At 69.7% G+C, this 14,231-nt stretch carries 13 protein-coding genes; 8 read left to right on the plus strand and 5 right to left on the minus strand.

All coding sequences use genetic code 11. The annotated features are described in order from the left end of the window. Positions 1 to 16: 16 nt before the first annotated feature. A complete protein-coding gene (gene ychF / locus ACQBAT_RS11600; RefSeq protein WP_420747119.1) occupies positions 17 to 1,102 on the minus strand; it encodes a redox-regulated ATPase YchF in 1,086 nt (361 codons plus the stop codon). Between the two features lie 95 nt (positions 1,103 to 1,197). Between ychF and ACQBAT_RS11605 the strand changes: the two genes are divergently transcribed. Further along, positions 1,198 to 2,415 carry a DNA recombination protein RmuC gene (locus ACQBAT_RS11605; RefSeq protein ID WP_420747120.1) on the plus strand — a complete coding sequence of 406 codons (1,218 nt, stop codon included), beginning with the start codon at positions 1,198 to 1,200 and terminating at the stop codon, positions 2,413 to 2,415. Between the two features lie 56 nt (positions 2,416 to 2,471). Here ACQBAT_RS11605 and ACQBAT_RS11610 read toward each other — a convergent pair whose 3' ends face one another. The 3 genes from ACQBAT_RS11610 to ACQBAT_RS11620 form a co-directional block, all read right to left on the minus strand. Continuing rightward, positions 2,472 to 4,025, minus strand: coding sequence for a nucleobase:cation symporter-2 family protein (locus tag ACQBAT_RS11610; RefSeq protein ID WP_420747121.1), 1,554 nt, complete (start codon positions 4,023 to 4,025; stop codon positions 2,472 to 2,474). A gap of 282 nt (positions 4,026 to 4,307) precedes the next feature. After that, positions 4,308 to 5,357: a 4-hydroxy-3-methylbut-2-enyl diphosphate reductase gene (locus ACQBAT_RS11615; RefSeq protein ID WP_420747144.1), complete on the minus strand. Its 1,050-nt coding sequence runs from the start codon at positions 5,355 to 5,357 to the stop codon at positions 4,308 to 4,310. 149 nt (positions 5,358 to 5,506) lie between these two features. Then, entirely contained in the window at positions 5,507 to 6,235 is a 729-nt protein-coding gene (locus ACQBAT_RS11620) for an alpha/beta fold hydrolase (protein WP_420747122.1), read from the minus strand. 19 nt (positions 6,236 to 6,254) lie between these two features. Here ACQBAT_RS11620 and xseA point away from each other — a divergent pair, with 19 nt between their 5' ends. Together xseA and ACQBAT_RS11630 are read left to right on the plus strand one after the other, a co-directional pair. Beyond that, on the plus strand, positions 6,255 to 7,490 hold the full coding sequence (gene xseA / locus ACQBAT_RS11625; protein ID WP_420747123.1) for an exodeoxyribonuclease VII large subunit: 1,236 nt from the start codon (positions 6,255 to 6,257) through the stop codon (positions 7,488 to 7,490). A 223-nt stretch (positions 7,491 to 7,713) separates the two neighbouring features. Next, positions 7,714 to 8,013, plus strand: coding sequence for an exodeoxyribonuclease VII small subunit (locus ACQBAT_RS11630; protein WP_420747124.1), 300 nt, complete (start codon positions 7,714 to 7,716; stop codon positions 8,011 to 8,013). Positions 8,014 to 8,153: 140 nt separating this feature from the next. Here ACQBAT_RS11630 and ACQBAT_RS11635 read toward each other — a convergent pair whose 3' ends face one another. Beyond that, positions 8,154 to 8,735, minus strand: a complete 582-nt coding sequence (locus ACQBAT_RS11635; RefSeq protein ID WP_420747125.1) for a DUF4245 domain-containing protein — start codon at positions 8,733 to 8,735, stop codon at positions 8,154 to 8,156. Between the two features lie 95 nt (positions 8,736 to 8,830). On the opposite strand from ACQBAT_RS11635, the gene glpX reads away from it, so the two are divergent. From glpX to ACQBAT_RS11660, 5 genes are all read left to right on the plus strand, one after another. Then, the gene (gene glpX / locus ACQBAT_RS11640) at positions 8,831 to 9,862 is read left to right on the plus strand and encodes a class II fructose-bisphosphatase (RefSeq protein ID WP_420747126.1); all 1,032 of its coding nucleotides are present in this window, start codon (positions 8,831 to 8,833) and stop codon (positions 9,860 to 9,862) included. Positions 9,863 to 9,894: 32 nt separating this feature from the next. Further along, on the plus strand, positions 9,895 to 10,839 hold the full coding sequence (locus ACQBAT_RS11645; protein ID WP_420747127.1) for a carbohydrate kinase family protein: 945 nt from the start codon (positions 9,895 to 9,897) through the stop codon (positions 10,837 to 10,839). A 79-nt stretch (positions 10,840 to 10,918) separates the two neighbouring features. Next, complete coding sequence (locus ACQBAT_RS11650; protein WP_420747128.1) at positions 10,919 to 12,640, plus strand: fumarate hydratase; 1,722 nt, start codon at positions 10,919 to 10,921, stop codon at positions 12,638 to 12,640. Further along, positions 12,637 to 13,149 carry a beta-class carbonic anhydrase gene (locus ACQBAT_RS11655; RefSeq protein WP_420747129.1) on the plus strand — a complete coding sequence of 171 codons (513 nt, stop codon included), beginning with the start codon at positions 12,637 to 12,639 and terminating at the stop codon, positions 13,147 to 13,149. The genes ACQBAT_RS11650 and ACQBAT_RS11655 overlap by 4 nt, the downstream gene beginning before the upstream one ends. Before the next feature lie 24 nt (positions 13,150 to 13,173). Then, positions 13,174 to 14,229 (plus strand): MauE/DoxX family redox-associated membrane protein, encoded by a 1,056-nt coding sequence (locus ACQBAT_RS11660; RefSeq protein ID WP_420747130.1) that lies wholly within the window; start codon positions 13,174 to 13,176, stop codon positions 14,227 to 14,229. The last annotated feature ends 2 nt before the right edge of the window (positions 14,230 to 14,231 follow it).

Consider the following 14,231-nt stretch of genomic DNA (forward strand, 5'->3'; position numbering starts at 1 on the left):
ACGCAGCCCGGCGCGGTTAGACGTTAAATCTAAACTCCACCACGTCGCCGTCGACCATCACGTAGTCCTTGCCCTCCATCCGCACCCGGCCGGCCTCCTTGGCCTTCAGCATGGACCCTGCCGCGTCGAGGTCAGCGAAACTGACCACCTCGGCCTTGATGAAGCCGCGCTCGAAGTCGGTGTGGATGACGCCGGCAGCCTGGGGGGCCGTCCAGCCCTTGCGGATCGTCCAGGCCCTGGCCTCCTTGGGCCCAGCGGTGAGGTAGGTCTGCAGGCCGAGGGTGTCGAAGCCGATCCGGGCCAGCTGATCCAGACCCGGCTCCTCGACACCGACCGACTCCAGCAGCTCGGCCGCCTCCTCGTCATCGAGCTCGGCCAGGTCGGCCTCCAGCTTGGCGTTGAGGTAGATGGCCTCCGCGGGCGCGACAAGGGCCGCGAGCTCTGCGTGCAGCTCGTCGTCGGTCAGGCCGTCTTCATCCAAGTTGAAGACATAGAGGAAGGGCTTGGTGGTGAGCAGGCCGAGAGACTTGGCGATCGCCATGTCGACACCCGCCGCCTCACCGGCGGCATACAGCGTGTCACCCGCCTCGAGCACCTGCTGCGCGGCGAGCGCGGTGTCCAGGACCTCCTTGTCGGCGCGCTTTCCCTTGACCTCCTTCTCCAGCCGCGGCACGGCGTTCTCGAGGGTCTGCAGGTCGGCGAGGACGAGCTCGGTGTTGATCGTCTCGATGTCGTCGCGCGGGCTCACCTTGCCATCGACGTGCACCACGTCGTCGTCGCGGAAGGCGCGCACCACCTGACAGATGGCGTCGGCCTCACGGATGTTGGCCAGGAACTTGTTGCCCAGGCCCTCCCCTTCGCTGGCGCCGCGGACGATGCCAGCGATGTCGACGAAACTGACGGTCGCCGGCAGGATCTTGGCCGACCCGTGGATCTCCGCGAGGCGCCCGAGGCGGGAGTCCTTGAGCGGGACCACCCCGACATTGGGCTCGATCGTGGCGAACGGGTAGTTCGCCGCGAGCACGGAGTTCTTGGTCAGCGCGTTGAAGAGGGTCGACTTGCCGACGTTGGGCAGGCCGACGATTCCGATGGTGAGTGCCACGGGGTCAGTAGTTTAGCGGCGACGACGAGGGGCCTGGACCACGCGGGGTGCTCGCCTGCTGAGGTCTGTCAGTGCTCACTGTCATGGTGGGGACCATGAATCCCGGTATGGCGCAGCTCACCCTCCTCCTCGGCCTCGCCCTGGCCCTCGGGCTGGGGGTGGGTGTTCTCGTCGGCCGCACCCTTGGCCGGAGCTCAGTGGGGGCGGACCTCGCCCAGGCCCGCGCGGAGCGGGACGGCTGGGAGCGGCAGGCGCGCGCCCTGGAGGAGAGCACAGCCCAGGAGCGGGACACCGCCGCCCAGCTCGCACCGATCGGCGACACCCTCAAGCGGGTCGAGGCACAGGTGCGCGTGCTGGAGCGGGACGGGGCGCGGCAGCTCGGCGAGGTCGGCGTCCAGCTGGCCGAGGTTGCCGAGCAGGCTCGCGCCCTGCACCGCCAGACCACCGAGCTGTCCGGCGCGCTCAACTCCTCCGGCACCCGTGGCACCTGGGGCGAGGTGCAACTGCGCCGGATCCTCGAGCACGCCGGGATGCTCGAGCGGTGCGATTTCGACGAGCAGGTCAGCGCGGTCACCCGGCATGACGCTCGCGTGCGCCCCGACGCCCTGGTCCACCTGCCCGGGGGAAAGTCCCTGGTCATCGACAGCAAGGCGCCGCTGACCTCCTTCCTCCGCGCGCAGGGCGAGGACGTGGCGCCGACCGACGCGACGCGCCTGCTGCGCGAGCACGCCCGGGCGCTGCGTGGACACGTGGACGCCCTGGCGGCCAAGGACTATTGGAGCGCCTTCACCACCTCGCCGGAGTTGGTGGTCTGCTTCGTTCCCAGTGACGCTGTCCTGGCAGCCGCTCTGCGCGCCGAGCCAGATCTCTACGACGATGCCCAGGCCCGCCGGGTCGTCCTCGCCTCCCCTGCGACCCTGCTCGCGGTCCTGCGGGCGACGGCCCTGGCCTGGCAGCAGGAGTCCTTGACGAGCAACGCCCAGGAGCTGTTGTCCCTGGGGGCAGAGCTGCATCAGCGCCTCGGCACCGTGGGGCGCCACCTCAGCTCCATGGGCGGTTCGCTGCGCCGTTCGGTCGAGGCCTACAACTGCCTGGTCGGGACCCTGGAGTCGCGGGTCCTGGTGACAACCCGGCGGATGCGCGATCTCGGGCTGGCTGACGAGGCGGTTTCTGCTCCCGTTCCCCTGGATCTCGCACCTCGCCCGCTGACCAGCTCCGAACTGCTCTCCGAGGAGTTGAGGGACCTCACGCCAGCGCGCCCGGACCTGCTCGAAGCAGATCCGGGCGCGGTCCGGGGAGAACGCACCGGCTGAGCCGGGCTTCTTGAGGGACGTCTGAGCGGTGGCTGCCGCCCCGACTCAGCGTGCCGTCAGCGGGGCTCCGGGGTTCCCGGGTCCCCGTCCGGCGTAGCACCGGGCTCGGGATGCTGGGGAGCCGAGGTGCCGCGACCACGCCGCCGGTACTCGATGTCGCGAGCCTGGCCACGGTCGGTGCGCTCGAAGGTGCGGCCCTGGAGACGCTCCTCGTCTGAGACATTGATGGCTGCCTGCGGCGGGCCCTCGGCGAAGACCGGCGCCTCCCGATCCTCGTCCTGGTGACCCCAGACGTTGAAGATCGCGTTCAGGAGCACAGCGGTGATAGCGGCAGCGGTGATACCCGAGTGGAAGATCGTGCCGAACCACTCCGGGAAGGCGTCCCAGAAGGTGGGGACGGCGATCGGGATGATTCCCATCGCGATCGAGATCGCCACGATCACGAGGTTGGAGTTGCCGTCGTAGTTCACCTGCGCCAGCGTGCGAATACCGCTCGCTGCCACGGTGCCGAAGAGCGCGATGCCCGCACCACCCAGGACGGCGGTCGGCACGACGGCCACGAAGGCGCCCAGCACCGGGATGAGACCCAGGACGACGAGGATCACGCCACCCATCGCCACCACGAAGCGGCTCTTGATGCCGGTGATCGCGACCAGGCCCACGTTCTGTGCGAAAGCGCTCAGCGGGAAGACGTTGAAGACACCGGCGATCGCGCTGGAGAGCATGTCCGCCCGGATGCCGCCGGTGACCGTCTCCCGGTCCGCGGGCTTGTCGATGACCTCACCGATCGCCAGCACGTCGGCCGTCGTCTCGGTCATGATCACGAGCAGCACGATGATCATCGCGATGATGGCGCCGATCTCGAAGGTCGGCAGACCGAAGTGGAAGGGCGTGGTCAGCTGGAAGAAGCCGGCCTCTGCCAGGCGGCCGAAGTCCACCATCCCGAACGGCACCGCCAGCGCGGTGCCCAGCACCAGACCGAGCAGGATGGCGATGCGGGACAGGAAGGCAGGGGCGAAGCGGTAGATCAGGATGATGATCAGCAGCGTGGCGCCGGCCATCCCGATGTTGGTCATCGAGCCGTAGTTGTCCGAGCCCAGGCCGCCCGCGGCCCAGTTGATGCCCACGGGCAGCAGCGCCAGACCGATGACGGTGATCACCGTTCCGGTGACGACCTCGGGGAAATAGCGCAGCAGCTTGGTGAACAGGGGCGAGATCAGGAAGCAGATCAGACCGGCGACGATCACGGCGCCGGAGATCGCCCGCAGACCATCGGTTCCCCCGCCCGCTGCGGTGCCGATGGCGATCATCGAGGTGACGGCGACGAACGAGGTGCCCTGCACGATCGGTTGGCGGGCACCGATCTTCCAGATGCCGATGCTCTGCAACAGGGTGGCGATCCCGGCGAGGAAAAGGGCGGCTGAGACCAAGTAGGTCATGTCCCGGGTGCTCAGCCCCAGCGCCCCACCCACGATGAGCGGCACGGCGACCACGCCGGCGTACATCGAGAGAACATGCTGGAAGCCGTAGAGCAGCATCTGGGAGACAGGTAGCACCTCGTCGACCGGGTGCTTGCCCGAGGACGAGGGCGCGACGGTGGCGTCGGCCATGGCATCTCCTTCGCGTCATTGCGCTGTGTGAGCGGTGGCCCGATTTTTCGGGATACGGAAATCTGTTTCCGCTTCATAGAAGTATGCGAGCGCCCCCACCGAGTGTCAAGCATGATCTACGCCACACTGCACCACCCCGCCCGTCACAGCAGCCACGGCAGGCCCCACTCCCCCAGCACACACACCGCCGGGCGCACACACGCCGCCGGGCGCCCACGCATCGTGGGGCGCCCGGACGATGAGCCCGGCGACGCCATACAGCGGCCTCGCTCGGGCAGCGGCTCAGCGCAACTGGCTCTCCTCGCCGCGACCGCTCGGGATGCCGTTCGGGTCGTGACGCACCTTGTTGACCTCGTGGCCGGCCGCCTTGAGGTCCTTGCGCAGCTCGGTCGGCAGCGCGAACAGCAGCGACTCCTCCGCCGCCGTGACCGCCTGCACGTCCTCGTAGCCACGCTCGGCCAGCCAGTCCAAGACATCGCGGACCAGGATCTCAGGCACGCTCGCGCCGCTGGTCACCCCGACCGTGGAGACCCCCTCGAGCCAGGACTCCTGCACCTCATCGGCGTAGTCCACGAGGTGACCGTCCTTGGTCCCGTACTCCAAGGCCACCTCGACCAGGCGCTTGGAGTTGGAGGAGTTCTGCGATCCCACCACGATCATCAGGTCGCACTCGGCGGCCATCTGCTTCACCGCGACCTGCCGGTTCTGGGTGGCGTAGCAGATGTCATCGCTCGGCGGGTCCTGCAGCTTGGGGAACTTCTCCCGCAGGCGCCGCACGGTCTCCATCGTCTCGTCCACCGACAGCGTGGTCTGGGAGAGCCAGACGACCTTGTCGGGGTCGCGCACCTCCACGGCGTCCACGTGCTCCGGGCTCTCCACGAGGGTGATGTGGTCGGGCGCCTCGCCGGCGGTCCCCTCGACCTCCTCGTGCCCCTCGTGCCCGACGAGCAGGATGTCGTAGTCCTCGGAGGCGAAGCGCACGGCCTCGCGGTGCACCTTGGTCACCAGCGGGCAGGTCGCGTCGATCGTCTGCAGGCTGAGCTGGCGGGCCTCCTCATGGACCGCCGGGCTCACGCCATGGGCCGAGAAGATCACCCGGGCACCTTCGGGCACCTCGTTCGTCTCATCGACGAAGATGGCGCCCCGCTTCTCCAGGGTCCGCACCACGTGCTTGTTGTGGACGATCTCCTTGCGTACGTAGATCGGCGGGCCGTAGAGCTCGAGCGCCTTCTCCACGGTCACCACCGCGCGGTCGACGCCGGCGCAGTACCCGCGCGGCGCCGCGAGCAGCACCCGCTTCGTGCCCGGCTCAGCGGGAGCTGGGGCGTCGATGTCGGCGGGCAGGGTCGACGGGGTGGAAGAAGTCACCACGCCAGTCTACGGAAGCCGGCTGGCAGTCCTCTGGGCACGACCGGTCCCGTATGCCGCCACCCACCTCTCCCCGTACCGATCGCCTGCGTGTCTCGGACGGGGACAGCGGTTCAGCGCGTCCCGGCCACCGCCAGGCGCAGCGCCGCGGCGACCTGCTCTGGGTGCGTCGCCGGCATCAGGTGGGTCGCTTTACGGACGGTCACCACCCGGGGCTCGCGCGCGGCCGCGGCGAACCTCCGCACGTGCAGGCGCATCTGATCCAGCTGGCCGTTGACCATCCAGACGGGGCAGGCCACCTCCTGCAGGAGGTCCGGGCCACACTCGTCGATGACCAGTCGCCACGCGTCGGGCAATGCGGCATACCCGGACCCGTCCGGCAGCGCCTCGGCGTACTCGCCCTTGGCCCCCAGCCCACGGAAGAGCGCGTTCATCCCGCGCGCCGTGCGCTCGGCGTTCAGGTGCGGCAGGACCCGGGCGAACCCCCGATAGACGGCGGTGAGCGGCCCGGCCGGGTCTGCCGTGGCGCCGATCAGGACCAGCGCCGAGAGGTCACATGGATGCTCGGCCGCCCAGAGTGCCCCGACGTAGCCGCCGAGGCTGTGCCCGGCGAGCACGGGACGCACGCCGTCCTCAAGGGTGGCTCTCCGCACCGCGTCCTCGACGGTGGCGAGCGCGCTCGACCGGGTGAACTCCTCTCCCGCCCGCTCGCCATGACCAGGCAGGTCGACCGCATGCAGCCGCAAGTCACCGAGCAGGGTCCGGTAGGGCTGCCACTGCCGGGCGTTCATCCGCGTCCCATGCAGCAGGATCAAGCGCGGCTGCGCGAAGGAGGACTCCACCATGCCTACGCTAACGAGCGTGACCTCCCCCTCGCTCCCGCCGACCGCCCGCGAGACCACCGCGGACGCGCCGTGGCCGGTGCGCACGCTGTCGATGAAGATCAGCGACTACGTCGACAAGATGTCCCCCCTGTGGGTCGAGGGCCAGATCGTCCAGCTCAATCGGCGGCCAGGCATGTCCACCGCCTTCCTCGTGCTGCGGGACACCGACGTCGACATGTCCCTGTCCGTCGCGATCCCCACGGGTGCGCTGGACGCGATGCCGACCCCGCCGCGGCAGGGCGCGCGGGTCGTCGTGCATGCCAAACCCACCTTCTGGACCAAGCGCGGCACGCTGCAGCTCGAGGCTCGCCAGATGCGCCACATCGGCGTCGGTGAACTGCTCGCTCGACTCGAGCACCTCAAGCAGCTGTTGCGCAGCGAGGGCCTGTTCGAGCCTGGCCGCAAGCGTCCACTCCCCTTCCTCCCACGCCGGGTCGGCCTCATCACGGGCCGGGCGACCGCTGCTGAGCGGGACGTCCTGGCCGGTGTCCATCGGCGCTGGCCGGCTGCCCAGGTCGAGGTGCGTCAGGTCGCCGTGCAGGGACCGGACACCGTGCCGGCCGTCACCGGAGCGCTGGCCGAGCTGGACGCATTGCCCGAGGTCGAGGTGATCGTGATCGCCCGCGGTGGCGGATCCTTCGAGGACCTGCTGCCGTTCAGCAACGAAGCGCTGGTCCGGGCGGTCTCGCAGGCGCGCACTCCGGTGGTCTCCGCGATCGGGCACGAGAGCGACACCCCGCTGCTGGACTTCGTCGCCGACCTGCGCGCCTCCACGCCGACTCATGCCGCGGCCGCCGTCGTGCCTGATGTCGCCGCCGAGCTCGATGGGCTCGGGCACCTGCGCGCTCGCACTCGCTCCGGCCTCGCGCGCCGCATCACGACCGAACGCGAGCGCCTCGTCGCGCTGATGAGTCGACCGGTGATGGTCGACCGTTCCGCGATCATCGCCCAGCACCGCCGCGAGGTGGAGGCTGTGGTGCTCCGTGGCCGCACCAGGGTCCGAGACCGACTCGCTCGCGAGCAGCAGGGCTGCGCCGGGCTGGTCCGGCACCTGCGGGCGGTCTCCCCGCAGCACACCCTCGACCGCGGATATGCCGTGGTCCGCCACGCCGACGGGGGCATCGTGCGCGATCGTGAGTCGGTCGACGCCGGCGAGCTGCTGCGCGTCACCGTCGCCCGCGGAGACTTCGCCGTCCGCCCGGTGAGCAACTGAAGCTCCTGCGCGTCCTGGCCGCATCTTTGGCCGAGCAGACCGCCGCATGGGCGGAGTCCCGCGCACCACTCAGGTCTCGACCGCTGTGACTGCCCCACACAGCGCTGGACCACTGTGACTGCCCCGGTTGCGCACGGATTTTCGCGTCTGAGCGTGCCAACCCGGGGCACTCACAGGCGAAATCTGCCTCATCGACTCACGCCGCCCGCCCTAGACTGCCCGGATGAGCCAGACACCCGAGGACCTCACTCCTGTTGCGGAGCTGACCTACGAGCAGGCGCGCGATGAGCTGGTCGCCCTGGTGGCGAGGATCGAGTCGGGTCAGGTGCCGTTGGAGCAGGCGATGCTGCTGTGGCAGCGCGGCGAAGAACTGGCCGCCCACTGTCAGACCAAGCTGGACGCGGCCCAGGCCACCCTCGACGGCAGCGCTGGACCCGAAGCGGTCGACGAGAACGCAGCCGAGAGCGACGGGGAGGGCAACGACCTGGAGAGCGACGTGGACGACTCCACGACCGCCGAGTGACGCCACCACAACACCCCCGCTGACGCCACCCCCTCGGCGTGTCCTGCACTGTGCGGATCTGGTGTTGCGTGTCGGGTGCCTGAGCACTGATTCTGCACAGCCGGATCTGCACATCAGGCCGCACAACGGCCAGGAGGACCTCAGTCGCGCACGTCCACCTCGGCCAGCAGCTCCTCGAACTCGGCCTGCTCCGCCGTGCCATGCAGCACCAGCGTCGTTCCGCCCGTCTCCTCCGGGCCAAGGACATACGCCCGCTCGGCGTTACTCCCCTCGCGACCGGCGTACTCCTGCCAGACCTGCTCACCCTCCGGCCCGTCGAGCGCCACCTCACCGACCTCCTCAGCGTCACCGAGCACCGCAGACCGCCACTCGTCGGTGACGTCGGCGGCCTGGTGCAACGCGGCATACTCGCCCTGCGGGGTCGTGTAGGACACGTGCCAGGTCTGCACCTGCTCCAGCGGGTCCCAGAAGACGACGGTCGGCGTCCACCCCTCCCCCATCTCCGGCACCCACACCGGCCACGGGGCCTCCTGGGCGACGAAGTTCGCGGTCTGCACCAGCTCTGGCGGGCGCCGTTGCGACTCGGACGGGTTCAGCGTCAGCGCCCACCAGGCGAGCACGACAGCACCAACAGCGAGCATCGACCAGACCATGTTCTGGATCGAGTAGGACGCCAGCCGCTTGCGGCGCGGATCGGTGCTGGTGGGGGGCTGCGAGCTCACCGGACCATGGTCGCATCCGCACCAACCAGCTCCCGAACCCGACCGATAGGCTGAGGGCGTATCCGGAGCGCAGTTCCGCCGACGAAGGAGTCCCGATGTCCAGCGACAGGCCCACCCGCCCCAGCACCGAGCAGGTCATCCCGGACCGCAACCTCGCGCTCGAGCTCGTCCGGGTCACCGAGGCCGCCGCTCTCGCCGCCGGCCGGTGGGTTGGCCGCGGGGATAAGAACCTCGCGGACAATGCCGCGGTCGAGGCGATGCGCAAGGTCATCTCCCAGGTCGCGATGGACGGCATCGTCGTCATCGGCGAGGGCGAGAAGGACGAGGCGCCGATGCTCTTCAACGGCGAGCAGGTCGGCGACGGCTCCGGCCCCCAGGTCGATGTGGCCGTTGACCCGATCGACGGCACCACCCCCACCGCCAAGGGCATGGACAACTCGATCGCGGTCATGGCGGTCTCCGAGCGCGGCACCATGTATGACCCGTCCGCCGTCTTCTACATGGACAAGCTGGTCGTCGGCGCCGATGTCGCCGACCGGGTCGACATCCGGCTCCCGATCCGGGAGAACCTGCGCCGCATCGCCCGCGCCAAGAAGAGGTATGTCGAAGACCTCACCGTGATCATGCTGGACCGCCCGCGCCACCAGGCCTACACCGACGAGGTCAGGGAGGCCGGCGCCCGGCTGCGCTTCATCACCGACGGCGACGTCGCCGGCGCCATCGCCGCCGCCCGCGAGGAGTCCTCGGTCGACATGCTGATCGGCATCGGCGGCACCCCTGAGGGCATCATCACCGCCTGCGCGATGAAGGCCATGGGTGGCGTGATCCAGGGCAAGCTGTGGCCCAAGGACGACGAGGAGCGCCAGCGCGCGATCGACGCCGGCCACGACCTCGACCGCGTGCTATCCACCGACGACCTCGTCACCAGCAACAACTGCTTCTTCGTCGCCACCGGCATCACCACCGGCGAACTGCTGCGGGGCGTGCGCTACGGCTCGGGCACCGCCGTGACCAACTCGCTGGTGATGCGCTCCAAGTCCGGCACCATCCGTGAGATCACCTCGCACCACCGGCTCGACAAGGTGGCCGAGATCGCCGACTCACTCTCCCCCGACGCGCACAACTGACCACCCACCGACCACCGGCCCCGGGAGCAGCCATGGACACCGCATCCCTGCATGCGCAACGCACCTCGATCCTGACGGTGGGTGAAGCCCTCGTGGACATCGTGGTCCCGGCAGACGGTGGCGAGAGTTCCTCCCACGTCGGTGGCTCGCCGGCCAACGTGGCGATGGGTCTGGCCGCGCTGGACCATGACAGCCGGCTCACGGCATACCTGGGGCAGGACGAGGACGGCGTGCGGGTGCGGGAGCACCTGCTCGATGCCGACGTCGTCCTCACCGACGGCTCCACCGCGGCGCCGCGCACCTCCACCGCGACCGCCCACCTGGACGAGGAGGGGGTGGCGACCTACGACTTCGACCTCACCTGGGTGGTGGGCGAGCAGGACCTGACCGGGGTCGGCCACCTGCACACCGGCTCGATCGCCTGCACCCTGGAGCCGGGCGGCAGCGCCGTGGTGCGGCTGATGGCCGAGGCCCGCGAGCAGGCGACCATCTCCTACGACCCCAACTGCCGGCCGACGATCATGGGCACCCCGCAGGACGCCCGGCAGCGGATCGAGGAGTGCATCGGGCGCGCGGACGTGGTCAAGGCGAGCCTGGAGGACGTCGAGTGGCTGTATGCCGATGCCCCCGCCGACGAGGTCGCTCAGCTGTGGGGACGCCTGGGTCCGGCGCTGGTGATCGTCACCCGCGGTGAGCGCGGCGCCATCGTGCACCTCTCCGGCGCTGACGTCACCGTCGAGCTCGAGCCACGTACGGTGCCGGTGGTCGACACGGTGGGGGCCGGGGATTCGTTCATGGCCGGGTTGCTCTCAGGTCTGCTCGACGACGGGCTGCTCGGCTCCTCCGAGGCTCGGCGTGCGCTGCAGGGTGCCTCGCTCGAGGACGTCGAACCGGCGCTGAACCGGGCTGGTGCCAGCGCGTCCTGGACCGTCGGTCGCGCCGGCGCTGCCGCCCCCACCCGCACCGACCTGACCTAGCCCGCGAACGGGGACGGGCCGAGCCCGTCCGGCGTGAGCCGGCCCGCGCTCCTCGCGGACGCCTCGCTAATCTGAGCGCATGAGCGAGCCCACCTTCCGCTACTCCGACCTGTTGCCGCTCGGCGCGGATGAGACGTCCTATCGGCTGCTGACCACCGAGGGCGTGCGGACTGTCGAAGGACCGGGCGGCCGGACCTTCCTGGAGGTCGATGCCGAGGCGCTGCGCCTGCTCACCGAGACCGCGATGCACGACATCGCGCACTATCTGCGCCCCGGCCACCTCCAGCAGTTGCGCACCATCCTCGATGACCCCGAGGCGAGCAACAACGACAAGTTCGTCGCCCTGGACCTGCTCAAGAACGCCAACATCGCGGCCGGGGGCATCCTGCCGATGTGCCAGGACACCGGCACCGCCATCGTGATGGGCAAGCGCGGCCAGCACGTGCTCACCGAGGGCGAGGACGGCGAGGCGATCAGCCGCGGGGTCTTCGACGCCTACACACGGCTCAACCTGCGCTACTCCCAGATGGCGCCGATCAGCGTGTGGGAGGAGAAGAACACCGGGTCCAACCTGCCCGCCCAGATCGAGATCTACGCCGACACCGCACCTGGGCAGGAAACGACATACAAGCTCCTGTTCATGGCCAAGGGCGGCGGCTCGGCCAACAAGTCCTTCCTCTACCAGGAGACCAAGGCGGTCCTGTCCCCCGAGCGTCTGATGGCCTTCCTCGACGAGAAGCTGCGCTCGCTCGGCACCGCCGCCTGCCCGCCCTACCACCTCGCCGTGGTCATCGGCGGCACCTCGGCGGAGTTCGCGCTCAAGACCGCGAAGTACGCCTCGGCGCGCTACCTGGACACCCTCCCCACCGAGGGCACGCTCGCCGGGCACGCGATCCGCGATCCCGAGCTGGAGGAGCAGATCCACCAGCTCACCCGCGAGTTCGGGATCGGCGCACAGTTCGGCGGCAAGTACTTCTGCCACGACGTGCGCGTGATCCGGCTCCCCCGGCACGGCGCCTCGCTGCCGGTGGCGATCGCCGTCTCCTGCTCCGCCGACCGCCAGGCGCTGGCCAAGATCACCCCCGAGGGAGTCTTCCTGGAGCAGTTGGAGACCGACCCGGCCCGATTCCTGCCCGAGCAGGTCGACAGCGAGCTCGATGAGCAGACCCAGGGGGTGACCGGCACCGGGAAGGGCGCCACGGTGCGGATCGACCTGAAGCAACCGATGGAGCAGATCCTCGACGAGCTCACCAAGCACCCGGTCAAGACCCGGGTCTCCCTGACCGGTCCCCTCGTGGTGGCGCGCGACCTCGCGCACGCCAAGATCAAGGAGCGCCTCGACGCTGGGGAGGAGATGCCGGACTACCTGCGCAACCACCCCGTGTACTACGCCGGGCCGGCGAAAACCCCGGAGGGTATGCCGTCGGGCAGCTTCGGGCCGACGACCGCCGGGCGGATGGACAGCTATGTCGAGCAGTTCCAGGCCGCCGGCGGCTCGAAGGTGATGTTGGCCAAGGGCAACCGCAGCCAGCAGGTGACGGACGCGTGCTCCTCCCACGGCGGCTTCTATCTCGGCTCGATCGGGGGCCCCGCGGCCCGGCTCGCGCAGGACTGCATCAAGGATGTGTCGGTGCTAGAGTACGAGGAGCTCGGCATGGAGGCGGTCTGGAGGATCGAGGTCGAGGACTTCCCTGCCTTCATCGTGGTCGATGACAAGGGCAACGACTTCTTCGCCGATGTGTCCACGCCGCTCGGCACCACGATCCCCACCCGCGCCCAGGTCGAAGGAGCCACCCGATGAGCGAGCACGAGGGTCCGTTCACGGATCTGCTGGCGGCCAACGCCCGCTATGCCGAGACCAACGCTGAGGAGCTGTGGGGCTTCGACGGCATCGCGCGCGCCGGGATCGCCATCGTCACCTGCATGGACAGCCGGATCGAGCCGCTGCAGATGATCGGGCTGACCCACGGCGACGCCAAGATCTTCCGCAACCCGGGCGGTCGCGTCACCGACGCCGCGCTCGAGGCCATCGTGCTCGGGGTCCACCTGCTCGGCGTGGAGCGCGTGCTGGTGGTTCCGCATACCCGTTGTGCGATGACGAGGTTCTCCGAGAACGAGCTGCGCGAGAAGATCACCGAGCTGTCCGGTCAGGACGCCTGGTGGCAGCACTTCCACGTGGTGCCCGACCAGAAGGCGGCCCTGATGGAGGACGTCCGCCGGGTGAGCACCCATCCGCTCATCGCTGGGAGGGTCGAGGTCGGCGGGTTCATCTACGACGTCGACACCGGGCGACTGGACCAGGTCCTGTGAGCCTGGGTCTCGTATCCTGACCCCATGCATTCCGCGCTCTCGCTGGCGCCCTTCTGCCTGGCTGCCGTCCTCGTCCTGAGCGGGCTGGCCAAGTTGCCGGACCCGGCCTCGACCCACAGCATGATGTCGCTGCTGCGACTGCCCGGCTTCCTGGTGAAGCGGCCGGTCGCCCAGGCCCTGCCGATCGGTGAACTGGCGGTCGCCGCGTTGCTCCTCACCCCGTGGCGGATCACCTTCGCGCTCGGCGCCGTGGCAGCCTTCCTGCTCTTCCTGTCCTTCTGGGTGATCATCGCCCGGGCGATGACCTTCGAGCCTCGGCCCAGCTGCGGGTGCTTCGGTCGGGTCGGGGACCACCGGGTCAACGCCAAGACGGTGACCCGCAACACGATCCTGCTCGCGCTGTCGGTCCTGACCGCCTGGGTGGCGCTCGAGGGTCAGACCGGCATGGGCCTGGTGATGGACTACGCCGCCGGCGACTGGTGGTGGCTGATCGGTGCTGTCCTGCTGGCCACCGTGGCGGTGCTGGTGCTGGGTGGCGGCCCCAGCGGCACCCTGAGCCGACGCGAGCGCCGCCGGATGGAGCGAGACGCCCAGCGCGCCCAGGAGGAGGCCGCCACGACCGGCGAGGAGGCCGACGCCGACTACGTCCGCACCCCCATCCCGCAGGGCATCCTGATCGACGCCAACAACGGGACCACCACGCTGCCCACCCTGGCGCGCCAGCAGGCTCAGCTGGTGGTGCTGGCCAACTGCTGGTGCGGCAGCACCGTGGATGCGATCTCCCGCATCCCCGGCTGGAGCGAGCAGCTCCCGCAACTGGGCGTCCGGCTCGTGCACACGCTGCACCCCTTCGAGGAGCCCAGGGTGGCCGAGCTGGAGGGGACGCTGTGGGATCCGGGGTCCCAGGTCTATCAGGCGCTGCAGGCCGGGGCCAGCCCCGCCGCGGTGCTGCTCGGTGCCGACGGCCTGCTGGCCGGTGGCCCGGTTAACGGCGTCGACGACATCGACCAGTTCGTCGCGGACATCGCCGAGCAGCTGGCTCAGGCACCGCAGGTCGAGGCCGATCAGCCGGTCGGCTGATC

The sequence above is a fragment of the Ornithinimicrobium pulveris genome (assembly GCF_050261105.1).
GTDB lineage: Bacteria > Actinomycetota > Actinomycetes > Actinomycetales > Dermatophilaceae > Ornithinicoccus.

Excerpts from the sequence above, each read along its gene's own strand:
- ACQBAT_RS11605 (WP_420747120.1), top strand. The coding sequence starts at position 1,198 with ATGAATCCCGGTATGGCGCAGCTCACCCTCCTCCTCGGCCTCGCCCTG.
- ACQBAT_RS11610 (WP_420747121.1), bottom strand. The coding sequence starts at position 4,025 with ATGGCCGACGCCACCGTCGCGCCCTCGTCCTCGGGCAAGCACCCGGTC.
- ACQBAT_RS11630 (WP_420747124.1), top strand. The coding sequence starts at position 7,714 with ATGAGCCAGACACCCGAGGACCTCACTCCTGTTGCGGAGCTGACCTAC.
- glpX (WP_420747126.1), top strand. The coding sequence starts at position 8,831 with ATGTCCAGCGACAGGCCCACCCGCCCCAGCACCGAGCAGGTCATCCCG.
- ACQBAT_RS11645 (WP_420747127.1), top strand. The coding sequence starts at position 9,895 with ATGGACACCGCATCCCTGCATGCGCAACGCACCTCGATCCTGACGGTG.
- ACQBAT_RS11650 (WP_420747128.1), top strand. The coding sequence starts at position 10,919 with ATGAGCGAGCCCACCTTCCGCTACTCCGACCTGTTGCCGCTCGGCGCG.
- ACQBAT_RS11655 (WP_420747129.1), top strand. The coding sequence starts at position 12,637 with ATGAGCGAGCACGAGGGTCCGTTCACGGATCTGCTGGCGGCCAACGCC.
- ACQBAT_RS11660 (WP_420747130.1), top strand. The coding sequence starts at position 13,174 with ATGCATTCCGCGCTCTCGCTGGCGCCCTTCTGCCTGGCTGCCGTCCTC.